At 68.0% G+C, this 22408-nt stretch carries 20 protein-coding genes; 9 read left to right on the plus strand and 11 right to left on the minus strand.

Translation table 11 applies throughout. The annotated features are described in order from the left end of the window. Window positions 1-333 precede the first annotated feature (333 nt). Window positions 334-600: a hypothetical protein gene (locus WDW90_RS22985; protein WP_336489785.1), complete on the minus strand. Its 267-nt coding sequence runs from the start codon at window positions 598-600 to the stop codon at window positions 334-336. A 1071-nt stretch (window positions 601-1671) separates the two neighbouring features. Then, on the minus strand, window positions 1672-2814 hold the full coding sequence (locus WDW90_RS22990; RefSeq protein ID WP_336489786.1) for a vanadium-dependent haloperoxidase: 1143 nt from the start codon (window positions 2812-2814) through the stop codon (window positions 1672-1674). A 723-nt stretch (window positions 2815-3537) separates the two neighbouring features. Between WDW90_RS22990 and WDW90_RS22995 the strand changes: the two genes are divergently transcribed. Continuing rightward, complete coding sequence (locus tag WDW90_RS22995; protein ID WP_336489787.1) at window positions 3538-4374, plus strand: formate/nitrite transporter family protein; 837 nt, start codon at window positions 3538-3540, stop codon at window positions 4372-4374. A 64-nt stretch (window positions 4375-4438) separates the two neighbouring features. Continuing rightward, entirely contained in the window at window positions 4439-6175 is a 1737-nt protein-coding gene (locus WDW90_RS23000) for a bifunctional protein-serine/threonine kinase/phosphatase (RefSeq protein WP_336489788.1), read from the plus strand. A gap of 135 nt (window positions 6176-6310) precedes the next feature. On the opposite strand, the gene WDW90_RS23005 is transcribed toward WDW90_RS23000, so the two are convergent. Next, a complete protein-coding gene (locus tag WDW90_RS23005) occupies window positions 6311-6526 on the minus strand; it encodes a hypothetical protein (RefSeq protein WP_336489789.1) in 216 nt (71 codons plus the stop codon). Here WDW90_RS23005 and WDW90_RS23010 point away from each other — a divergent pair. Continuing rightward, window positions 6525-6686 (plus strand): hypothetical protein, encoded by a 162-nt coding sequence (locus WDW90_RS23010; RefSeq protein WP_336489790.1) that lies wholly within the window; start codon window positions 6525-6527, stop codon window positions 6684-6686. The two genes, WDW90_RS23005 and WDW90_RS23010, sit on opposite strands and share 2 nt — an antisense overlap. A gap of 90 nt (window positions 6687-6776) precedes the next feature. On the opposite strand, the gene WDW90_RS23015 is transcribed toward WDW90_RS23010, so the two are convergent. Continuing rightward, window positions 6777-7832, minus strand: coding sequence for an AI-2E family transporter (locus WDW90_RS23015; protein WP_336489791.1), 1056 nt, complete (start codon window positions 7830-7832; stop codon window positions 6777-6779). A 647-nt stretch (window positions 7833-8479) separates the two neighbouring features. Here WDW90_RS23015 and WDW90_RS23020 point away from each other — a divergent pair. Together WDW90_RS23020 and WDW90_RS23025 are read left to right on the plus strand one after the other, a co-directional pair. Further along, the gene (locus WDW90_RS23020; protein WP_336489792.1) at window positions 8480-9460 is read left to right on the plus strand and encodes a formylglycine-generating enzyme family protein; all 981 of its coding nucleotides are present in this window, start codon (window positions 8480-8482) and stop codon (window positions 9458-9460) included. A 104-nt stretch (window positions 9461-9564) separates the two neighbouring features. Continuing rightward, entirely contained in the window at window positions 9565-11166 is a 1602-nt protein-coding gene (locus tag WDW90_RS23025) for an arylsulfatase (protein ID WP_336489811.1), read from the plus strand. Window positions 11167-11268: 102 nt separating this feature from the next. Here the strand turns inward: WDW90_RS23025 and WDW90_RS23030 are convergent, their stop codons facing one another. Beyond that, window positions 11269-11439, minus strand: a complete 171-nt coding sequence (locus tag WDW90_RS23030) for a hypothetical protein (RefSeq protein WP_336489793.1) — start codon at window positions 11437-11439, stop codon at window positions 11269-11271. 214 nt (window positions 11440-11653) lie between these two features. Between WDW90_RS23030 and WDW90_RS23035 the strand changes: the two genes are divergently transcribed. Next, window positions 11654-11944 carry a hypothetical protein gene (locus WDW90_RS23035; RefSeq protein WP_336489794.1) on the plus strand — a complete coding sequence of 97 codons (291 nt, stop codon included), beginning with the start codon at window positions 11654-11656 and terminating at the stop codon, window positions 11942-11944. Here WDW90_RS23035 and WDW90_RS23040 read toward each other — a convergent pair. From WDW90_RS23040 to WDW90_RS23050, 3 genes are all read right to left on the minus strand, one after another. Next, window positions 11941-12069: a transporter gene (locus WDW90_RS23040; RefSeq protein ID WP_431311105.1), complete on the minus strand. Its 129-nt coding sequence runs from the start codon at window positions 12067-12069 to the stop codon at window positions 11941-11943. The genes WDW90_RS23035 and WDW90_RS23040 overlap by 4 nt on opposite strands. Next, window positions 12008-12661 carry a SphA family protein gene (locus tag WDW90_RS23045; RefSeq protein WP_431311104.1) on the minus strand — a complete coding sequence of 218 codons (654 nt, stop codon included), beginning with the start codon at window positions 12659-12661 and terminating at the stop codon, window positions 12008-12010. The genes WDW90_RS23040 and WDW90_RS23045 overlap by 62 nt, the downstream gene beginning before the upstream one ends. 454 nt (window positions 12662-13115) lie before the next feature. Next, window positions 13116-14831: a dihydroxy-acid dehydratase gene (locus WDW90_RS23050; protein ID WP_336489795.1), complete on the minus strand. Its 1716-nt coding sequence runs from the start codon at window positions 14829-14831 to the stop codon at window positions 13116-13118. 397 nt (window positions 14832-15228) lie between these two features. Here WDW90_RS23050 and WDW90_RS23055 point away from each other — a divergent pair, with 397 nt between their 5' ends. After that, complete coding sequence (locus WDW90_RS23055; protein WP_336489796.1) at window positions 15229-15972, plus strand: Crp/Fnr family transcriptional regulator; 744 nt, start codon at window positions 15229-15231, stop codon at window positions 15970-15972. A gap of 138 nt (window positions 15973-16110) precedes the next feature. Here the strand turns inward: WDW90_RS23055 and WDW90_RS23060 are convergent, their stop codons facing one another. Both WDW90_RS23060 and WDW90_RS23065 read right to left on the minus strand, forming a co-directional pair. Then, on the minus strand, window positions 16111-16326 hold the full coding sequence (locus WDW90_RS23060; protein ID WP_336489797.1) for a hypothetical protein: 216 nt from the start codon (window positions 16324-16326) through the stop codon (window positions 16111-16113). A gap of 420 nt (window positions 16327-16746) precedes the next feature. After that, window positions 16747-16989 (minus strand): DUF6894 family protein, encoded by a 243-nt coding sequence (locus WDW90_RS23065; RefSeq protein ID WP_336489798.1) that lies wholly within the window; start codon window positions 16987-16989, stop codon window positions 16747-16749. A 621-nt stretch (window positions 16990-17610) separates the two neighbouring features. Between WDW90_RS23065 and WDW90_RS23070 the strand changes: the two genes are divergently transcribed. Continuing rightward, window positions 17611-17925: a hypothetical protein gene (locus tag WDW90_RS23070; RefSeq protein WP_336489799.1), complete on the plus strand. Its 315-nt coding sequence runs from the start codon at window positions 17611-17613 to the stop codon at window positions 17923-17925. 8 nt (window positions 17926-17933) lie between these two features. Here the strand turns inward: WDW90_RS23070 and WDW90_RS23075 are convergent, their stop codons facing one another. Further along, window positions 17934-18236 carry a hypothetical protein gene (locus WDW90_RS23075; RefSeq protein WP_336489800.1) on the minus strand — a complete coding sequence of 101 codons (303 nt, stop codon included), beginning with the start codon at window positions 18234-18236 and terminating at the stop codon, window positions 17934-17936. A gap of 372 nt (window positions 18237-18608) precedes the next feature. Between WDW90_RS23075 and WDW90_RS23080 the strand changes: the two genes are divergently transcribed. Next, entirely contained in the window at window positions 18609-22376 is a 3768-nt protein-coding gene (locus WDW90_RS23080) for an ATP-binding protein (RefSeq protein WP_336489801.1), read from the plus strand. Window positions 22377-22408 lie beyond the last annotated feature (32 nt).

Consider the following 22408-nt stretch of genomic DNA (forward strand, 5'->3'; position numbering starts at 1 on the left):
CAATGAACTCAGTGTCGGCGAAGATGGTGCCGAGCCGGGTGCGCAGGAGCAGATAGGGATTGCCGCGTCGGAACGCGATCTGGGCGACGCGAGCGGTATCTTCAGGCACAGGTGGGAGCGGTGATTGCGGCCGGAGCGACATGGGCGACCTCCGAGCGGGACGCTCAGCCTACGCCCAGCACCCTACCTTCCAGAATTCGCCAACAGTGTCCCGTCGTTTTCTGTACAATCGCGAGCAGTGCGCTTGGTGCATCGTCCAATACGCGTGGGACTTCTATATGCGCGGCAACTCGCGTGGGTTGCGCCAGTCGGACTATATCCTGGGCTCGATAATTAGCCGATGATCGAGTCAGGGTGTGTGTTGATGTGGCTCAGAAACTCTGTGCCGTCCGGCAAGGTTTGATGGAGAACCGAGTTTAAACCGTTGGCGTTCTGACTGGAGATGGAGTGCTGCAGCGTGAAGCCATCAATGTCAGCCGTCGTCTGCGAGACGAAATGGGTGCCACCATCGGTTTTGAAGTTTATGTGCTCTCGGACGTGGATCCCACCCCTGACGTCGAATTCAAAGATATCGTTCGTGATTGGTGAGTTGCCGGACATCGGATCCTCCATGTCCAAACGGTGCTTCTAAAAGCCGTCGCGTGTTATCGCGCCTGTTCGGTCTCCTGTCCTTATCCTTTGGAGTACAAAGTGCGAATGAGGGACTTAGCAGAGCCAGGGAAACCGGTTTTCTGCTCTGTGGGCCAAACGGTCGCGAGCGCATCATCCACAGCAGCGAAGCCGCATCACGGAACCACCGAGTCGCAGAACCAGTCTTGGAGGGGCGTCGCGCTCCAGCGCCGCCGTGACGAGTTCCAGGACATGCGCATCGGCTATGCCCGGTTATCGACCGTCGAGCAGAACCTCGACCTGTAGCTCGAGAAGCTCCGCGCCTACGGCCGCGAGCGCATCATTACCGAGAAGGCCTCCGACGCGAAGGCCGACCGCCCCGAGCTAATCCGCCTGCTTCGCGACATCGCGCGCGAGGGTGACACCATCAGGAGCACGGCTGGTCGCTCGAGATGGTCCGCGATCAGCTCGGCCACTAGAGCGTGGTGCAGACCGAGCGAGCCTACGCCTTTCTCGAGGTCGAAACCCGGCGCGCCGCGGCCGATCGCACAAAAGTCGGCACAGTCCCGCACAGCGTGGACGGGGGTGAGCCGGCACAAAAGCCGCACAGTGCATGAGGTTTATTTTGGGAATTTGCGCCGGCTCAACCGCTTATCAGCCCCACGCTGTGTATTTTGGTACCACCATTCCCAGGTTCGAATCCTGGCGCCCCAGCCAGTTCTCGCCAAGTCTCTGATTTTGCCGGCAGCCGTGCCGGCGGGGCGTCTCCGCTGCCCGACCGGCGCACGCGCGCGGCACACGGCCGGGATACGGGATCGTGGCGCGGCGGTCGTGCCGAACATGCCGGAAGTCGTCCGGCGGTGGCGGCCAGCGCGCGGAATCGCCGGGGCGGGCGGGCGAACCGGCCGCGAACGCCGCCCAACGATCAAGGGGCCAATAGGCAGGCTTCCCGGCGGCCCGGCCTGATGCCGCAGCCGCCCGCATCAGGTGAGCCTAGGCGCCGATGCTGCCGCAAAAGAGCAGCGCCCGGCGCGGTTCGGCCCGTTGCACGAGACAGGCGCGTTAGGCCTGGAGCAGGCCGTCCTGGTGGAACGTGGCCTGCACCCAGCCGGCGACGTCCTTTCCGAGAGCGAGACCGTCCTGAGCCGAGAACTGGTAATGGACGCCGGCGTAGATGCGACTCTGGGCATCCTCGGCGGCCGCGTCGGCGAAGCTGTCGAAGTGCCGCGTCACCCCCGGCAGCTCGGCGCTCGTCGCCGAGAAGGACATGTTGCCGTAGAAGGCTTCCATCACGCTCGCCCAGGCACCGGCGAAGACCGCGTGCCCCGACGGGTACTCGGGATGGCTCGGGGTCGGCAGGAGCGGGAGCCAGTCCGGATCGGCCGTGGTCGCCGCGTTGCCGTCGGCATCCGCGTGGCGGATCGCCTCGATCGGCCGCCAGAACGCGTCCGTGTACTTGGCGTTCCAGGCCGCGATCGCCGCGTCGGCCATGGCGACGTCGAGCTCGGCCAGCATCAGCGCGCTCTCCTCGACGCCCGTGCCCGCCTGCTTGGCGATGTCGATGGCGATGTGATCGAGATGGCCGGGGGCCGTGTAGGTGCCGCTGTCGTTGGCCCAGAAGATCGCGATCTCGGTCTGGTCTGCCGTCCGCGCGGTCGAGGTGGCCGAGCCGAACTCCTTCACTTCGTTGAGCGCGGCCGCGTATTCGGAGCTCGTCATAGCCGGCGGGCCGGGCGGCTGGAACTGGTCCGCCGAGGTGAGGGTGAAGGGCGTGACGGCGCCCCATTGCGGTGAGACGGCCGGCGCGTAGGCCGGCAGCGTCGGGTGCCAGGCGCCCGGTTCATGGCTGCCGGGGTCGTGCACGACGCTGTTCGATCCGTCATGCGCCCGGGCTGCCAAGACCGCATCGGCCACGGCCCGACCGAAGGCGACGCCCTTGTCCTCCGCCGCACCGTCGGGCACGCCGTCGAGGCTTTGGGCGAGATCCGCCGCGAGGGAAGCCTTCTGGCCCGGCAGCAGCGCGCTCAGGACGTGCTCCGCCGCCGCCGCGATCGCGGCCGCCTCCGAGATGCCGTCCGGCGCGTCGGCCGTGACGAGGAATTCCGGGTGGTCGTGGATCGCGTTGACCACGTCGAGGACCGCGATGCTCTCGAGCGCCATCAGCCGGGTCGCGTCGGTGGGCGGGATCGTTTGCTCCGCCCACATCGCGTCGAGCGCGTGCTCCGCCCAGGTGAGTACCGGATTGGAATCGCCTGTGTGAGTGACAGAATTCGAAGTACAATGATCGCTGCCGAGGGTCATCTGCGTCTCCTTTGCAAGCCGCGAGGACAGGACGCGAGTTCAGGCGCGCATTCACGCAGAAGTGGAATACGTCTCGCTACATTTATTTCTTATAATAAACAAAGGTATTTCAATTTAAGTTTGAGATTTTCAATAATTTGGATGAGATTTACATATATATACTACGACTACCCCGAATTCTTCTTCAGGATCGTATTGGCGGCGGACGTTAGCCCAGCTTGGCAAGGTGGCCAAGAACAAAGGCAGGGCTGTACGTTAGGGTACGGGAGGCCAGCTGCACGCGACGAGACCGCCGGAATTGGGCCGGCCTGGCGATGCCGCTGCGGGGCGGCCGCGGGTCACGCGCGGGTCACGAGAGGGTCGATGGCGGCAGGTGCCGTCGCGGCCAGGACGCGCGGTGAAGGCCGTGCCGACCCCGGGCCGGAACACCCCTCCTCACGCCCTCCATATCGACACCGGATCCCGAGGGGCCCGGATCTTGCCTTTCCGGCGGGCGACAGGCGTCGCGCGGGCTTCCCGCCCAGCACGCCTGCTGCGAGCCGCGCAACGGAGCGCGGCCGGATGCCGGGACCGTTCCCGACAGCGCCGGCAAGCTTTGCAGAAGCCTCTAACCGGTAAGGACGCACCATGGCCTATCTCGCGCCTGCAGAATTCGCCACCAAGATGGTGGATGCGGGTGAATCCAAGATCTTCATGTCGACCCGCGACACCGTGATCCGCGCCTACATGGCCGGTGCGATCCTGGCGCTCGCCGCGGTCTTCGCCGTCACGATCACGCAACAGACCGGCATCCCGATCCTTGGAGCCGCCCTGTTTCCGGTCGGCTTCTGCATGCTCTATCTGCTCGGCTTCGACCTCCTCACCGGGGTGTTCGTCCTGGCTCCCCTCGCCCTCCTCGATGGCCGGCCGGGCGTCACCTGGAGCGGCGTGCTGCGCAACTGGGGCCTCGTCTTCGTCGGCAACTTCCTCGGCGCGCTGACGGTCGCTTTCATGATGGGCTTCGTGTTCACCTTCGGCTTCACCGCGCCGGCCGACAAGGTCGGCGAGTTCATCGCCCATATCGGTGAGCGCCGCACCGTCGGCTACGCCGCGCACGGCGTGGGCGGGTGGTTCACGATCTTCATCCGCGGCATGCTCTGCAACTGGATGGTCTCCACGGGCGTGGTCGGCGCGATGATCTCGACAACCGTCAGCGGCAAGGTGATCGCCATGTGGATGCCGATCATGGTGTTCTTTTACATGACCTTCGAGCACTCGGTGGTGAACATGTTCCTGTTCCCCTTCGGACTGCTGATGGGCGGACAGTTCTCGATCGGCGACTACTTCTTCTGGAACGAGATCCCGACCGTGCTGGGCAACCTCGTCGGCGGCCTCGCCTTCACCGGCCTGACGCTCTACACGACCCACGTCCGCACCGCCCCGAAGCGGACCGTGCTCCAGGCCGGGCGCCGCCTCGCGGCCTGAACCCGGCTTGACCGGACGGGTCTCGGGCCGCAAGGCCTGAGGCCCGTCCTGCCGGGGCCCGGAAATGCCTTCAGACCTGACGCTCTCCCTCGGCCAGCACAGCGAGCGTGGCCGCAAGGAGACCAACCAGGATTTCCACGGTGCCCTCGTCCCCGAGCGCGCGGCGCTCGCACTCAAGGGTGCCGCGGTCGCGATCGCGGACGGGATCGGCAGCAGCGCCGTCAGCCACGTCGCCAGCGAGACGGCGGTCAAGAGCTTCCTCACCGACTACTACGATACGCCCGACACCTGGTCGGTGAAGACGTCGGCGCGACGCGTCATCGCGGCGACCAACTCGTGGCTCCATGCCGAGACCCGGCGCAATCGCCACCTGCACGATCCGGAGGGAAGCAGGGACCGGGGCTATGTCACCACCTTCAGCGCGCTCGTGCTGAAGTCGCGCACGGCCCACATCTTCCACGTGGGCGACGCCCGCGTCTCGCGCGTGGCCGGGCGCTCGCTCGAGGCGCTCACCGAGGATCACCGCGTCTCCCTCTCGGCCACCGAATCCTATCTCGGCCGGGCACTCGGCGCTGCCGCCCATGTGGAGATCGATCACCACACGGTCGGGATCGAGCGCGGCGACGTCTTCGTCCTGACGACGGACGGCGTGCACGAGCATGTGCGGCCCGAGGCCATCGTCGCGGCGATCACCGGGCACGGCGGGAATCTTGAGCGGGCCGCCCAGGAGATCGTCAGGCATGCCTACGAGAGCGGCAGTGCCGACAATCTCACCGTCCAGATCGTGCGCATCGATGCCGTTCCGGACGGCGAGGCCGCCGAACTCACGGGCCGGATCGAGGAACTGCCTCCGGCCCCGCTCCTCGAACCGTCCGCCGTCCTGGACGGGTATCGCGTCCTGCGCGCGTTGCACGCGAGCCACCGCAGCCACGTCTATCTCGCCCTCGACGAGGAGACCGGGCGCACGGTCGCGCTCAAGGTGCCCTCGACGGATCAGCGCGGCGACCCCGCCGCCCTGCGCCGCCTGATGATGGAGGAATGGATCGCCCGGCGCATCGACAGCCCGCACGTGCTGAAGGCATCCCCGCAGACGCGCCGACGCAGCCATCTCTACACGGTGATGGAATACGTCGAGGGCCAGACGCTGGCGCAGTGGCTGCGGGACAATCCCGGGCCGGAGCTGGAGGAGGCGCGGCGGATCGTCGAGCAGATTGCCCGCGGCGTGAGGGCCTTTCACCGGCGGGAGATGGTGCATCAGGATCTGCGTCCGCAGAACATCCTGATCGACGGGGTCGGGACGGTCCGCATCATCGATTTCGGCTCGACTCGCGTCGCCGGCGTCGCCGGGGACGGCGTGGCGGACGAGCCGCTGCTCGGCACGCTCCAGTACACCGCGCCGGAATGCCTCGCGGGCCAGCCCGCGACGCCGGCCTCGGACATCTTCTCGGTCGGCGTCATCGCCTATCAGATCCTCACCGGGCGCCTTCCCTACGGCGCGCAGGCAACGCGGGCCTTCAGCGAGGCGCGCGCGCGGCGCCTGCACTACGTCTCCACCGCCGCCGCACGCCCGGGCCTGCCGCCCTACGTCGACGCCGCTCTGCGCAAGGCGGTGCATCCGAACCCAGCTCTGCGTCACGAAGCCCTGTCCGCCTTCGTCCACGATCTGCGCTACCCGAACCCGTCGCTGCCGGGCGTGCGGCGGTCGGCGCTTCTGGAGCGCAATCCGGTCCTGTTCTGGAAGCTCGTCTCCCTGATGCTCGCGCTGATGGTGCTCTACCTGCTCGCGAGCCGGGCAAGCTGAGCCCGGAGAGCGGGCGAGGTCGGAAGCCGCCGCTCGGCCACCCCGCTCCGAAGTGCCGCCGCCCGGTCCGGTCGGAGCCTCGCCGCCTGGAAATCGAGGCGCATCCCTGTCGTTGCCGCCTCGAGGGCGCTGGGTTTAAGCCAGGGCCTCGACGATGCGTTGCTGGTGCTTGCGGCCCTCCTCCGGCGTGCGCTCCATTGCGCGCAGGAGATTCTCGGCCAGGATCGCGCCGTAGCCTTTCGCGGTCATCTCCTCGATGACGATCGTCTGGTCGGCCACGCGCCTCGCCCGGTCTTCGAGATGCCGGTGAGCTTGCGGGAGGTGTTCGATCTCGCGATCAAGCTCGGGCATGGTCCCGGACCCCGCCGCCCGCGACAGGCCTCACGCGCCGGACTTCCCGCTCCCGTCGGGAGGCGAGGCGGCCCTCATCGTGATCGAGTTCGAGGCTGCCGCACAGGATCACGGCCGGCGCCTGCCCGCGTCTGCACAAGTCCACGGAGGGGTGCCGTAGCGCGCGTGAACGTCGTCGGGATCTCGGTCGCGTCGCGCTCGTCGAACAACCCGCGGCGGCACCCGCCGGACCCGGGCCAGGCGGCCTCCGTCAGATCAGGCGCTGCAGCGCGAGTTCGCTCTTGAGGTAGGCGTAGAAGATCGGCGCCGCGATGAGGCCGGGAATGCCGAAGATCGCCTCCATGACCAGCATGGCGGCCAGCACCTCCCAGGCACGGGCATGGATCTGGCCGCCCATGACCCGGGCATTCACGAAATACTCCAGCTTGTGGATGACGATCAGGAAGGCGAGCGAGCTGGCCGCCAGCACGGGCGAGACGCTCAGGCTCACCAGGACGATCACCGTGTTCGAGATCAGGTTGCCGATGACGGGGAGAAGGCCCGTGACGAAGGTCAGGGCCACCATGGTCTTGGTGAAGGGCAGCGGGATGCCCATCCAGGGCACGGCCACGAGAAGGTAGAGCGCCGTGAGCGCCGTGTTGAGCGCCGAGATGCGGACCTGGGCGAACACCACGCTGCGGAAGGCCGCAGCGAGCAGGTGAACGCGGCGCCTGAGCGCCTGCGCGAGCGGCCCGCTCTCCGCGGCCCCGGTCTCGCGGCTCACGGCGACCATGCCGCCGATGACGAGGCCGAACAGGATGTGGATGAGCGCCCGCCAGACGTCCTGGCCGATGGAGCGCAGCTGCCCGGCATGCTCGCGCAGCCACGCCACGATCGCCGCCTTGAGTTCCGTCGCCTCCTCCGGGAGGAAGCCCAGCACCCAGGCGGGGAGATGGGAGCGGGCGGTCTCGATCACCTCGGCCATCTTGCGCAGGAGCAGCGCGAGGTTGTCGGGCCCGCTCGACATCAGCGCGACGAGGCCGAGAATGCCGGCTCCGATCAGGCCGGCCACGACGGCCGCCAGGAAGGCCACGACGATGACCTTGGCGGTGCGGTGGTGGACGAGGCTCCCGTAGCGGTCGGGGGCCAGCACATGCACGAGTTCGTAGACCAGCAATCCGGCCAGGAGCGACCCCAGCAGGTGGAAGTGCAACGTGCCGAGCAAGGCGAGGCCGGCCAGAACCTGCGCGGCGAGCCTCAAGCGCGACGAATCGCTCGGTGCCGGCGCGACTGCGCGCGGCTGATAGGGACTTGCGGGATCCAGCATCCGGTCGGCTCGAGCCTTGCGACCCGACAGATCTAATCTCTTTCGGGCGAGCGAGCAGACCCCACCCTTCATCTGCATCGCGGGCAGGAACCCGCTGGGGCGCCTGAGCGGCGAGACCGAGCAGCTTTCCGGTCTCCGCGACGGCGGCGGTCCCGATCGGGGGATTGATGATCCGGGGCCTCCAGCCCGGCCCGCTGCCCCTGGTGCTCGCCCCGAGCTCGCGAACGCGCCGAGGATGCCGTCCGGCAGGCGCTGCTCGGCTCGGGGAGCGATCTCTCGGTCTTCCTCTCGAACGGGCTCGCCTCGGAGGGCGGGCGGTCGCCGGTCCACCGTCCGCGAAGACGCCCGGCAATCCGATCCTGCCTGCCGGTAAGAGCTTGCGCCCTTCCACACGGCGCTCGGCCGTCTTGATGGCGCAAAAATCGTACATAGTCTTTTGATAAAGATAAAGATTAATGTCAGACTCGGCACTTTGATATCATAAGTTGATACCTACATTTCTGAAGTATATCGAAATATAATTGCCGAGCGGATTCGCTATTGTATGCTGGCGCGTCCGCCGCCAAGGCAAATCAGGTGCGCCGACCTGCCGCCGCCGCCTCGGTTCGGCGGCCGCGGGAGCGGCGCGCATCATGTCGAGGAGCGCGATGACGGACGCCCCGGCTCTCGGCCGCCTCGCGGGCTCCCCGGCCGCTGCGTCGGACATGGCGTTCGTGCCCGGAGGCACCTTCCGGATGGGCTCGGAGCGGCACTACGCCGAGGAGGCGCCGGTCCACCGCGTCCAGGTCGACGGCTTCTGGATCGACCGCACACCCGTCACCAACGCCCAGTTCCGGGCCTTCGCACGCGCCACCGGCTATGTGACGATGGCCGAGCGGCGGCCCGACCCGGCGGACTATCCCGGCGCGCTGCCGCACATGCTGCAGCCCGGCTCGCTCGTGTTCAGGCCGCCCAAGGGCGCGGTCGACCTGCGCGACTGGGGCGCGTGGTGGCGCTTCAAGTTCGGCGTGCACTGGCGCCGGCCCTATGGTCCCGGATCCTCGATCGCGGGCCTCGACGCGCACCCGGTCGTCCACGTCGCCTACGCGGATGCCGAGGCCTACGCAGCCTGGGCCGGCAAGGACCTGCCGACGGAGGCCGAGTGGGAATACGCTGCCCGCGGCGGCCTCGAGGGCGCCGATTTCGCCTGGGGCGACGAATTCACGCCCGGCGGGCGGCACATGGCCAACACCTGGCAGGGCGTCTTCCCGCACGAGAACCTCGCCGAGGACGGCTACGCCCGCACCTCGCCCGTCACCGCCTTCCCGACGAACGGCTACGGCCTGCACGACATGATCGGCAACGTCTGGGAATGGACGGCCGACTTCTTCTCGCCGCGCCACCCCGCCGACGCGCCGAAGGCCTGCTGCGTCCCGCAGAATCCGCGCGGCGGCCGGGAGGACGGCAGCTACGACCCCTGCCTGCCCGCGATCCGGATCCCGCGTCGGGTGGTGAAGGGCGGCTCGCACCTGTGCGCGCCGAACTATTGCCACCGCTACCGCCCGGCCGCGCGCCACGCCCAGCCGGTCGACAGCTCGACCAGCCACATCGGATTCCGCTGTGTCTGGCGGGGAGTCATGGGGGGCTGAACGAGGAGATCATCATGCGCCATGGAAATCTCGCGCGGGCGCCATGGGCGTCGACGGTTGGCGGGGCGCGGCTGGGCCGCGCGCTCGCTCGAACGCGGGGCGCGATGCGGGCGGCCCTCCTCGGCGCGACCGCCCTGCTGTCGGCGGCGGGCGTGGCATCCGCACAAGCGCCGGCCCGGCCCTCGGCGCCGAACATCATCTTCATCATGGGAGACGACATCGGCTGGAGCAACATCGGCGTCTACAACCAGGGCATGATGGCCGGCCGGACGCCGAACCTGGATCGGCTCGCTTCGGAGGGCATGCGCTTCACCGACTATTACGCCGAGGCGAGCTGCACCGCCGGCCGCGCCAACTTCATCACCGGCGAGCTTCCGTTCCGCACGGGTCTGACGACGGTCGGGCAAGCGGGCTCGCCGCTCGGAATTCCGGACGAGGCGCCAACCATCGCGACCGCGCTCAAGGCGATGGGCTACGCCACGGGGCAGTTCGGCAAGAACCACCTCGGCGACCGAAACCAGTTCCTCCCGACCGTGCACGGCTTCGATGAATTCTACGGCTACCTCTATCACCTGGACGCGATGGAGGATCCGTGCCATCCAAACTATCCGCAGGCCGCCAAGACCACCGTCGGGCCGCGGAACATGGTGCATTCCTGGGCGACGAACACCGATGATCCGACCGTCCAGCCGCGCTGGGGCAAGATCGGCCGGCAGAGGATCGAGGATGCGGGCGAGCTCTGCCCCAAGCGCATGGAAACCGTGGACGACGAGATCCTCGGGAACGCCTTCAAGTTCATCGATCAGGCACGGCGTGACAACAAGCAGTTCTTCGTCTGGCTCAACCCGACCCGGATGCACGTCGTCACCCACCTGTCCGAGACGTACCAGCGACGTCGCACGCCCGAGAACGGCTGGTCGGTCGAGGAGGCCGGCATGTCCCAGCTCGACGACATCGTCGGCTCGGTCATGCAGAAGCTGAACGACCTCGGCGTGGCAAACGACACCATCCTCGTCTTCTCGACGGACAACGGGGCGGAGAACTTCACCTGGCCGGATGGCGGCCAGACCCCGTTCGCCGGCGGCAAGGGCACGGCGCTCGAGGGCGGCTTCCGCGCTCCCGCCATTATCCGGTGGCCCGGCAAGGTACCGGCCGGCAAGATCGAGAACAGCATCATGTCGGGCCTCGATTGGTTCCCGACCTTCCTGGCCGCGGCCGGCAATGACAACATCGTCGACGAGCTGAAGAAGGGGAAGCAGATCGGAGACCGGACCTACAAAGTTCACCTCGACGGTTATGACCAGACCGATCTGATCACGGGCAAGGGTGCATCCAAACGCAACGAGATCTTCTACTTCACGGAGAGCACGCTGAGCGCTGTACGGATCGGCGACTACAAGTACCGCTTCACCGATCAGCCGAACGGCTGGCTCGGAGCGACCGAGAAGGTGGATTGGCCCATCCTCACCAACATTCGTCTGGATCCCTACGAGAGAACGGGCATGGCGAACGGCAAGAGCGGGTCGCTTGCCTACTACAACTGGTTCGTATTCGAGTTCTGGCGCTTCGCGTACGTGCAGCAGGAGATCGCGCGCGCCGCCCAGTCCGTCATCGAGTACCCGCCGATGCAGAAGGGCGCGAGCTTTAACCTCGAAACCGTCAAGCAGCAGATCGAGAAGGCCATGGCTTCGCATCACGCCAATTGAGGCCCTGTGGCGCCGGGCCATCGGCTGCGGCGTCACCGTCCGCCCGTAGAGACCGACGATACGACTCGGCAGCACGCGGGACGCGTTCGGCCTGAAGGCGCCTCACGGGATGCGGTTCCGGATGGCGGCCAATGTCGAGGCCGGGACGGCGGTGTTGGTCGGGCTGCCCCACGGCGTCGGGACGACCCTGTTCGGCGGCAGGAACGGCAGGGACGGGCTGGTCAGGAGCCCGTTGCGCACGGCGAAGACCCGGCCCTGCCCACAATCGAGCATCGGCGCGCCGGAGGCGCCGCCGTCGAGAAGCAGGCGGCTCGAGCCCTGGATTTCGAGGAGAGCCAGGCCGCTGTAGCGGCCTGCCGGTCACTCGGCGCGGCGGACGATGCCCTGCGCGGCCCTCAGGTGGCCGCCCGGATAGCCCGGGACGAGCACCGGCGCGTCCGGGTGCCGAAACCCGTCCGTCTGACGTGTGATCGGCCCGGAAAAGTCGATGCAGCATCGCGGATGGCACCGCCATTCTTCCGAGGACGCGTCGCTCGGCCGGGCGCATGCCTGCCGGGTCCGAACCGGCCGACGGTGCGGCGCGGTCGAGGAAAGCCACAACGCTCAGTTCTTCGCCACGACCGCCCTGGGCTCCGGGGCCGGTTTCGGCGGCGCGACCCAGAGCGGCGCCGCGATGGACAGCCAGGTGGCGGTGCCCTCGAAGCGGTTCTTCGTATCGAACTCGCGCAGCACCCGCACGCTCGTCGAGACCGGGATCTCGCCGAGCTTGAACGTTTAGCCGACCGATCCGCCGAGCGCCGTGACCCGGCCCTTGAACGGGCCGATCCGGTCACCCGAACCACTATCGCCGGTCAGCTGGTCGTAGAAGTAGCCGACGAGGCCGACCGTCAGTTCCTTGGTCAGGTATTTCGAGGCCGACCATTCGAGGTGGAACTCGGTCCCGGTCCGGTACTGGGTGGCCGGGTTGATCCAGTTGTAAGGTGATGCCGGGGATCACCGAGAGCTCGTAGCCGAGGACCGGGTCGAGATAGGTCAGGGCTCCGGAGAGATCGAGCGCCGGACGGTTGAGCGAGGTGTTGGACAGCTGGCCGCTCTCATAGGAGCCCGACGGGATGACGCCCGTGAGGGTCACGTTCCAGTGGAAGTTGCCCGAGTGCCAGCCGACGAAGGCGGAGGTGTAGACGTCGCCCATGTTGAAGACGGCGTCGCTTTCGCGGCCGGCGACGATGCGGTCGACGCGCGGCGAGAACAGGACGGCCCCGGCATTGACGGCCGGCGTGCCGTACGGGAGCAGAACCTGAAAACCGAGATTGCCGCCGAACAGCTCCACCGGCGTGATCCAGATCGGGTTCGCCAGGCCCAGGTAGGTATCAAGTTTGACTCGGGACGCGACGAGGCCGCCGCTCTGGAAGGCGCGGCCGCCGCCGAGGTCGCCCTGGTAGAAGGAGGCATCGTTCTCGAAGTAGAAACCCGGTGGCGGTGTGACACCTGCCAACGGGCCCGGAACCCGAGCAGATAGACGTCCTGAACCGACTCGGCGGCTTGCGCCTCAGACGCAATCCCCAGCCCGGCGGCGCAGGCGAGCGCTATAGCCAGCACCTGCTAAGTTCTTGGCATGGCTACGTCTCCAATATCGTTGATATGCGGCCACGCTTCCATGGCTGTTGCAAGTTATGAGGCGTTAATGCCGTACTATTCCGTACAAAATCGATCAGCATTGCAAGAATGAAACTCGCACGCGCGTCTATAAAATTGGCCGGATTAGTCGTTTTACTGGCGAGTTCGAACTGGAAGGGTGTCGTGAGCGCCCATCACCGACCTGCCGCTCCGACCCCTCGGCCGCGAAGCGGGCGCTGACGAAGGCCGAACCGATTGTTCAAGCCTCTCCTTGACCTTGCGCGGAGGCCGCCTGCGCAGGCAGAGGCCCATGTCGAGGTGCATTGCTGTGTTCACAGGGGCGGCATCGTCGAGGGGGCCACGCCGGCCAGGAAGTCGAAATCACAGCCTTCGGGAGCCTGACTCACGCTGCGGCGGTAGAGGGCCTTGTAGCCTCGCGGGGGCGCGGGCGGTGGCCGGTGGCCCGTCAGGCGCCGGGCGATCTCGTCGGGTTCCACCAGGAGGTCCACGCGCTTCTCGCGGATCGACAGGCGGATGCGGTCGCCGTCGCGCACCGCCGCGAGCGGACCGCCGATCGCGGCTTCAGGCGCCACATGCAGCACGATCGAGCCGAAGGCGGTGCCGGACATCCGGGCGTCCGAGATCCGCACCATGTCCTTGACGCCGGCCCGCGCAAGCTTCCTCGGGATCGGCAGGTAGCCCGCCTCCGGCATGCCGGCCGCGTGCGGGCCCGCGTTCTGCAGAACCAGGATGTCGTCCGCCCGCACATCGAGGTCGGGGTCGTCGATGCGGCGGCCGAGGTCCTCCAGCCCAGTGAACACGACGGCGCGCCCCTCCGACTCGAACAGCGCCGGAGTGGCCGCGGCGCGCTTGAAGATCGCTCCGTCGGGCGCGAGGCTGCCCGAGAGGGAAACCAACCCGCCGACGGGCGAGACCGGCTCGGCGAACGGGCGGATCACCGCACGGTCGACCCATCCTGAAGGCTCCTCCAAGCGCTCGGCGAGCGTGCGGCCCTCCACGTCGAGGGTGTCGAGGTGCAGGAGCGGCTTGAGCTCCCGCAGCAGCGCGCCCATGCCGCCGGCGGCGTGGAAATCCTCCATGTAGCCTTGGCCGACCGGCTTCAGGTCGACGAGCACCGGCGTCTCGTCCGAGATCGCGTTGAAGCGCTCGGGCGAGATCCGGATGCCGAGCCGGCCCGCGATAGCGGCGAGGTGCACGATGGCGTTGGTCGAGCCGGACAGCGCCATCAGTACCCGGATCGCGTTCTCGACGGACTTTTGCGTGATGACCTGGCTCGGCCGGATACGCGTCTCGATCAGCCGCACGGCTGCGCGGCCGCTCTCCTCGGCGGCCACGAGGCGGTCGGAATGGACAGCCGGAATCGCGGCAGTGCCCGGCAGCGACACGCCGAGAGCCTCGGCGATGCAGGCCATGGTCGAGGCCGTACCCATCACCGCGCAGGTGCCGGCCGTGACGGACAGCCTTCCCTCGACCTCGGCGATCTCCCCCGCATCGACCGTGCCGGCGCGGTACTTCGCCCAGAAGCCGCGGCAATCCGTGCAGGCGCCGAGGCGCTGCCCCCGGTGGCGCCCGGTCGACATCGGCCCGGTCACGAGTTGGATGGCCGGCAGGTTCGCGGAAGCGGCGCCCATCAGTTGGGCCGGCACGGTCTTGTCGCAGCCGCCGATCAGCACGACGGCGTCCATCGGCTGCGCGCCGATCATCTCCTCGATGTCCATGGCCATGAGGTTGCGGTACATCATGCTGGTCGGGTTGAGGAAAACCTCGCCGAGAGAGACGGTGGGGAACGGCCGCGGCAGGGCGCCGGCGGCGAGCACGCCGCGCGAGACGGCCTCCACCAGTTCCGGCATGCCGCGATGGCAGTTGTTGAAGCCCGACGGCGTCATGGCGATGCCGACGACCGGCTTGTCGAGAAGCGCAGGCGAGACGCCCATGGAGCGGGCGAAGGAGCGCCGCAGGAAGCGGGCGAAGTCCCGGTCGCCGTAGTTGGTCAGGCCGCGGTCGAGGCCGTGCGGTTCGTCCGACATGAGCGTGTCCGTGCTGGTCAGGGTGGGCCGTGCCGGCTCAGATACGCGAAGCCCGGCTGCGCGTCGAAGGCGCGCGTCCTAACGCCCTCGTCCTATTTCGCCTTCGGGCCTCACGGCACTGGCGGCAGCGTGCGCTCGACTGATCCCGGCGACCGGCCCGGTCCGCGGCCGGCCGGTCTCACGATCGCCGAGAGCCCGTGGCACCGGGGCTCGCGGCCGGGCGCCGGGAGATGTGGATGGCTCGGCCACCGGTAAGGTTTTGCCCGCGCTGATTGATCTGTGAGAATGAGTTGCGCCGAGCTGTGCCGTTAGGTGCGTTGCCGCCAGCCGATCCGCTGCACGCGCTGGCAGCTGGAAGTGCCGCGCCCTTCCACGTCTGGAGGCGGGCGAGGCGTACTTGGTTCAAGCGTCCAATTCCGATCTGATTCCCCTCATCCGGAAGCTCGAAAGCATCGCGCCGCTCTCCGAATCCGAACGTCAGGCCATCCTCGGCCTGCCGGCGACCGTCAGGGTGCTCGAGGCGCGCCAGGACATCCTGCGCGACAAGGATCGGCCGAGTCTGTGCTGTCTCATCCTGTCGGGCTGGGTCTGCCGCTTCAAGCTTCTGCACGAGGGCAAGCGACAGATCCTGTCGTTCCACGTCGCGGGAGATATCCCGGACCTCTCGAGCCTGCACCTGCCGGTCATGGACCACGGTCTGGCCACCGTGACGGCCGCCCGTCTTGCCTGCATTCCCCATGAGAACATCCGCGACCTGGTGATCCGCTTCCCCGGCATCGGCACGGCTCTGTGGCGCGACACGCTGGTCGATGCCGCGATCTTCCGCGAGTGGATGACCGGCATCGGGCGCCGGACCGCGCTCGGCCGGATCGCCCATCTCTTCTGCGAAATGTACCTGAAGCTGCAGGCGGTGGGACTGGCGGAGGGATACCGCTGCGAGCTACCCATCACACAGATCGACATCGGCGACGCGCTCGGCTTGTCGAACGTCCACGTGAACCGGTCGCTACAGGCCTTGCGCGGCCGTGGGCTGATCTCCCTGCAGGGCCGCACGCTGGTCATCGAGGATTGGCCGGGCTCGTGCGCGGCGGCCGAGTTCGACGCGACCTATCTCCATCTCGAGAGGCCGAGTCCCGCCTGACCGAGGCGGCGCGCCGCGCGCGCCATGGCGGCGTCCGCGGGAGCTGCGCGATTGCGGGCGCCGGCCGACGGGCGCTCGGCTCGCGATGAGGTCGACGGCACGCCGATCGCAGCAGCGAAGCGGCCTGGACGAAGCGGCCTAGACCTTGCGGGCGATGCCCGATCCGGCATGGACCGCACGACGCCCCTTCGCCCGCAGGCGCTCTCGCCAGTTGAGAAGGCCCGAGGCCATCCGATCGAGGAGCCACAACGCCGCGCTGATCACGATCGCCAGGGCGCAGGTGCAGCCGATGAGGACCCCCCAGATGCCGGGTGCCGGGATGATCATCAGGCACAGGAGCCCGAATGAGGCCACGCCTGGAATCCATCTTGCCATCTGAGAACCCGATCCACCCGATCCACGACCAATCTGACCGGTTCTCGTGTTTAAGTTGTTAAGATCTGATGCTCTCTACATCAAAAGATGTGTGATTATGGCCGAGTCGGCTGATTGCAGGTAGGCGCTCGCACCGAGAGGCGATGCTCCGCTGTTCACAAAAAAGCCCATCGAGACTTGACGTCGAAAATCGCGCACTTACCCTTCATCGGCTCAGAATTCGACGATGACTCGGACGTTTCGTCAACACGCGCGAGACGTCGGGATCAAAGGCGGTGCGAGACCGCGAAGACGAGCGCGGTGACTTGCTTTGGTCCGGTATCGCGGAACGCGGCACCCCGGACGGTCGCGCCGGACGGGAGCCGGACGACCGGGAATCGGCCAAGGTCCGGCGCCTGTTCAGGGTCGGGTCAACCAGATCCCTGCGAAGGACAGCGTCGCCGTGTAGACGGCGTTACCGCTCTCGTCACGGGCGACCACCGTGAAGGTCCGGCGATCACCGTCCTGGGGAACCTGCTCGCGGGCGATGTCCGGAAGCACGCGCATCGCTGCCTTGCGAACGTCCTCGAGGGTCGCGCATTCCGTACCCTGATCGTCGTATCGGGGGCCGCCGTCCTGGATATCGAAGAAATATCTCGGCATTCGCCCTCCACGCGGTCGGAGCGGGAACAGTCCCCGGTGCTCCGTCGCCGGCACTCTTCGTCTTCGCCGATGATCGGGCTGGCCTAATCGACCGCTTGGCCGGCCGCATTAACAAGGGTCACGACGGTCGGCGAGGGCCGAGCCCTCGTTCGGTGACCCGGCACGCCGGCGGGTTCCTCGTAAAATGGCCCCTCTCGAAGCAAGCGAGGCCAAGTCGGATCTCATGGGAGGTCGCCCTCGCAGACGGTCGGACGGAGGTCCGTGCCGGCGAGGGCGTGCCGGGCGGAACGATCCCGACGCGCCGATCATGGCGTCTCCAGCGGCGCGGGACACTGACCCAGGTCAATTCCGGTCGAAAAAAGCCCGCCACGGCGGGAGAGTGCCGGGCGGGCCGAGGTTTCAGAAGGAACGTCCCGTAAGGAACCGCCCGAACGTAGCCGGGGGCACGGTCGAATCAATCCGACCTTGGTCGAACAGGGCCGTCGCCGCGCGATCCATCCAACGGACTGGACATTGCGCGAGCCGTGGGCGGCGCCGGCGAAGAGCCTCAGTCCGAAATGTCGCTTCCCTTGGGCAGGCAACTGCGTAGTATTCCACAAACGATAGCATCGGGGAGGGAAGATGCTGTTCGATGCCCGGACGAACACCGACCTCCTGTTCGCGAGCGCCGATGAGCGCTGGAAGAACGAGGTGAAGCGGCGCTTCGGCCCCACCTGTGTTCCGATCAGCCCGACCCGCACGGAGTGCAGGGGCGAGCCCGGCAGCTTCCTGCGCAAGACCTTCGACGCCCGCGAGCAAGCCTATCGGCAGTGGCTGAGGGCACGGGGCCTCGGGGATTTCAGGCTCTCTACGCCTGCGCACCGGCCTGAACCGATCGATTACCTGGCGCTCCTCAAAGGGCCGGACGCCGCCATGGCGCGACCGCACTGGCATTGACGCCGGGGTCAGCGCGCCGCCTCGCCCGGCGTAGGCTCGGCCGCGGCCGCACCCGGCTCCGGCGTCACGGCGGTGCGGGGCGGCGCAATGGCGGCGCGCTCGAGTAACGAGCCGATCAGGCGCAGCAATTCCGCGCATTCCGGAGAGCCCGGCGCGCCCGAGAGGAAGGCGCCGATCTCGATCCGCGAGTCCTGCCCGCCGGAGGGACGGTTCGGCTCGTGCAGGACGTAGACGTCGGCGGCGTCCGCGCCGCGGCAGATCGACCAGAGGTCGCCGTTCGGGCTCGCGTAGAGCCGATGCTTGATCCTCATGTGAAGGTTCCCGGTTCGCCCGATTGACTCGTCGGCGCCGATCCGCGCCGATCCGACAGTACCAACGCCGCCGCGCAGGCGATGGACGCCGTTCGCCTCGATGCGGACCCGAGAAATCCGGGCACGCGGCCCGAGGAGAAGACCCGGTCGGACCCCACAGGTCCGGTCGCGCATGGACCCGAGCACCCGATCCTCTAGTTTGAAGCTTGAGTGAAATCGCAGAGCGCGCAAATCTCCTGTTCTCGCGACCATCGTGCGGGCGACGGCTCGGCCGCGACGCCCGTTCATGCCGTCCAAGACTTGAGGCTGAGTTCGACGATGGTGCGGGAGTCGGAGACGGCGGGAGCATCGAGGTTTCCCGGCGGCGGCGAGATGGGCGCGCGCCTTCGCGCCCACGATTGGGCTGCCACGCCGCTGGGGCCGATCGCGTCGTGGTCGCCATCCCTGTGCACGGCGGTGCGGATGATGCTCGCCTCGCGCTTCGCGATGTGGATGGCCTGGGGACCCGATCTCACCTTCTTCTGCAACGACGCCTACAGGCCGACCCTCGGCGTCAAGCAGACCTGGGCGCTCGGCTCCCGCTCGGACGCGGTCTGGGCCGAGATCTGGCCCGATATCGGCCCGCGCATCGAGCGGGTTCTCGCGAGCGGCGAGGCGACCTGGGACGAGGGCCTCCTCCTCTTCCTCGAGCGGAGCGGTTTTCCCGAGGAGACCTATCACACCTTCTCGTACTCACCGCTGGCCGACGATTCCGGGGCGATCAATGGGATGCTCTGCGTCGTCTCGGAGGAGACCGAGCGCGTCATCGGCGAGCGGCGCCTGCGTGTCCTGCGCGATCTCGGCGCCGGCATGGCATCGGCGCGCACGATCCGGGACGTGGGCGACGTCGTCGAGGCCTGCCTCGCCGGCGGTATCCCGGACCTTCCCTTCGCGGTCTCCTACCTGCTCGGCCCGGACGACGCCGCGCCCGAGCTCCTGGCGCAGGCGGCCCTCGGCTCGGACCATCCGGCCGCCGCGGATGCCGCCGCGACGGCGAACCTCGCGCGGGCGCGTCTCGGCCCGCAGGCTCCCGCGCCCGTCGCGCTCGCCGATCTCGGCCCCGCATTCGCCGAGGCGCCGGCCGGCCCCTGGAACCGGATGCCGGGCGAGGCCCTGATCCTTCCGATCCCGCAACAGGGCCACGGCCGGCCGGCCGGCCTGTTCGTCGCCGGCCTCAATCCCTACCGCCCGCTCGACGGGATCTATCGCGGCTTCCTGGACCTCTTCGTCAGCCAGATCGCGACCGGGCTCGCCAATGCGTGCGCCTATGAGCAGGAGCGCCGCCGCGCCGAGGCGCTGGCCGAGATCGATCGGCAGAAGACCCTGTTCTTCTCGAATGTCAGCCACGAATTCCGGACGCCGCTGACCCTGATGCTGGGTCCGCTCGAGGAAGTGATCGGCAAGCCGCCCGGCGGCGTGATGCCGGAGAACCGCCGGCTCGTGGAGGTCGCCCACCGCAACGGCCTGAGGCTCCTGAAGCTCGTCAACGCGCTCCTCGATTTCTCCCGGATCGAGGCGGGGCGCATCCAGGCCGTGTTCGAGCCGACGGAACTGGGCGCCTACACGGCCGAGCTCGCGTCGAGCTTCCGGTCGGCGACCGACAAGGCCGGCCTCACCCTCGACGTCGCGTGCCCTCCCCTGCCGGGACCGGCCTTCGTTGACCGTGAGATGTGGGAGAAGATCGTCCTCAACCTGATCTCCAACGCCTTCAAGTTCACGTTTCAGGGCAGCATCGGTGTGAGCCTCACCTCGGGCGAGCGGCATGTCCGCCTCTCCGTCATCGACACCGGGACCGGCATCGCCGCGGCCGAATTGCCGCGCCTGTTCGAGCGATTCCACCGCGTCGAGGGCGCTCAGGGACGCAGCTTCGAGGGCTCCGGCATCGGGCTCGCGCTGGTGCAGGAACTCGCGCAGCTGCACGGGGGCGGCGTGCAGGTCGAGAGCACGCCGGGGCGAGGCAGCGCCTTTCACGTCGACATCCCGCTCGGCAGCGCGCATCTTCCGCCCGACCGGATCCGCGCGGAGCGCACCCGCATCTCGACGGCGACGCGATCGCAGGCCTTCGTCGAGGAGGCGGCGCGCTGGCTGGCCAGCGAGGGCGGCGATGTCGGCATTGCCGCGGCGCGCGTCGGCGAGGCTCCGGCCCCGCTATCGCTGCCGGCCTCCGCCGAGCGCGTGCTCCTGGCCGACGACAATGCCGACATGCGCGACTACGTGCGCCGACTGCTCCAATCGCAAGGCTACACGGTCGAGGCGGTGGCCGACGGTGCGGCGGCCCTCGCGGCGGCGCGAAAGACGGCGCCGGATCTGATCCTGTCCGACGTGATGATGCCGAAGCTCGACGGTTTCGGGCTGCTCGCCGCGTTGCGGGCCGACGCCGCGCTCCGGAGCGTGCCGACGATCCTCCTCTCGGCACGGGCCGGTGAAGAAGCGCAGATCGCGGGCGTCGAGGCCGGCGCGGACGACTACCTGACGAAGCCCTTCTCGGCGCGCGAAATCCTTGCCCGCGTCGAGGCGAACCTGAAGCTCGCCCGGGTCCGGCGCGAGACCGCGGATGCGCTGAGGCGGATGAACGCGTCTCTGGAAGCACAGGTCGCGGAGCGGACCAGCGAACGCGACCGGATGTGGCGGCTCTCGAAGGACGTGATGCTGGTGGCGGGCTTCGACGGCATCGTGCAGGCCGTAAACCCCGCCTGGACCGATCTGCTCGGCTGGCCGGATGCCGCGGTGGTGGGCCGATCCTTCCTCGGCTTCGTCCATCCCAGCGACCGGCAGCGAACGGTGTCGGAGACGCGCCGGTCGCTGGAGGGGCTCTCCACCCTGCGCTTCGAGAACCGCCTGCGCCATCAGGACGGCTCTAACCGCATCCTGTCCTGGAACGCCGTGCCGAGCGGCGAGCGCCTGCACGCGGTCGGGCGCGACGTCACCGAGCAGCGCGACCTGGAGGAGGCGTTCCGTCAAGCGCAGAAGATGGAGGCGGTGGGCCAGCTCACGGGCGGTATCGCACACGACTTCAACAATCTCCTTACCGGCATCTCGGGAAGCCTTGAGTTGCTGCAGACGCGCCTCGCGCAGGGGCGGGTCGGAGAGGTCGACCGCTACGTGAACGCGGCCCAGGGCGCCTCAAAGCGCGCCGCCGCCCTGACGCATCGGCTCCTCGCCTTCTCGCGACGCCAGACCCTCGACCCGAAGCCCACCAACGTGAACCGCCTCGTGGCCGGTATGGAGGACCTCGTCCGCCGCACCGTCGGGCCCTCCATCCATCTCGAGGTGGTGGCGGCGGGCGGCCTCTGGGATACGCTCGCCGACCAGAACCAGCTCGAGAACGCCCTCCTCAACCTCTGCATCAATGCCCGCGATGCCATGCCGAACGGCGGGCGGCTGACGATCGAGACCGGCAATCGCTGGCTCGACGAGCGGACCTCGCGCGAGCGCGACCTGCCGGCCGGGCAATATGTCTCGCTCTGCGTCAGCGACACCGGCACCGGCATGGCGCCGGACGTGGTGAAACGCGCCTTCGACCCGTTTTTCACCACGAAGCCGATCGGCCAGGGCACCGGGCTCGGCCTCTCCATGATCTACGGCTTCGCGCGGCAATCGGGCGGGCAGGCGCGCATCTACTCGGAGATCGACGAAGGCACGATGGTGTGCCTGTATCTGCCGAGGCATCACGGCCGGAGCGACGACGCCGAACTGCCGCCGCCGGCATCGGCGAAGCCGCGCGCCGAACAGGGACAGACCGTGCTCGTCGTCGATGACGAGCCGACGGTGCGCATGCTGGTCACGGAAGCGCTGGAGGAACTCGGCTACACCGCCGTCGAGGCGGCCGACAGCGTGGCGGGCCTCAGGATCCTCGAATCCGATATCCGCATCGATCTTCTCGTCACCGATGTCGGACTGCCCGGCGGCATGAACGGACGCCAGATGGCGGATGCGGGCCGTGTCGTCCGTCCGGACCTCAGGGTGCTGTTCATCACGGGCTACGCCGAGAACGCCGTGCTCGGCAGCGGGCACCTCGAACCGGGGATGCAGGTCGTCACCAAGCCCTTCGTGATGGACGTGCTGACGGATCGCATCAAGGACCTGATCCAGGACGCATGAAGGCGGCGCGCTTCGCCGCGCGGGCCCACCAG

The sequence above is a fragment of the Methylobacterium nigriterrae genome, assembly GCF_037106235.1.
Lineage (GTDB): Bacteria > Pseudomonadota > Alphaproteobacteria > Rhizobiales > Beijerinckiaceae > Methylobacterium > Methylobacterium nigriterrae.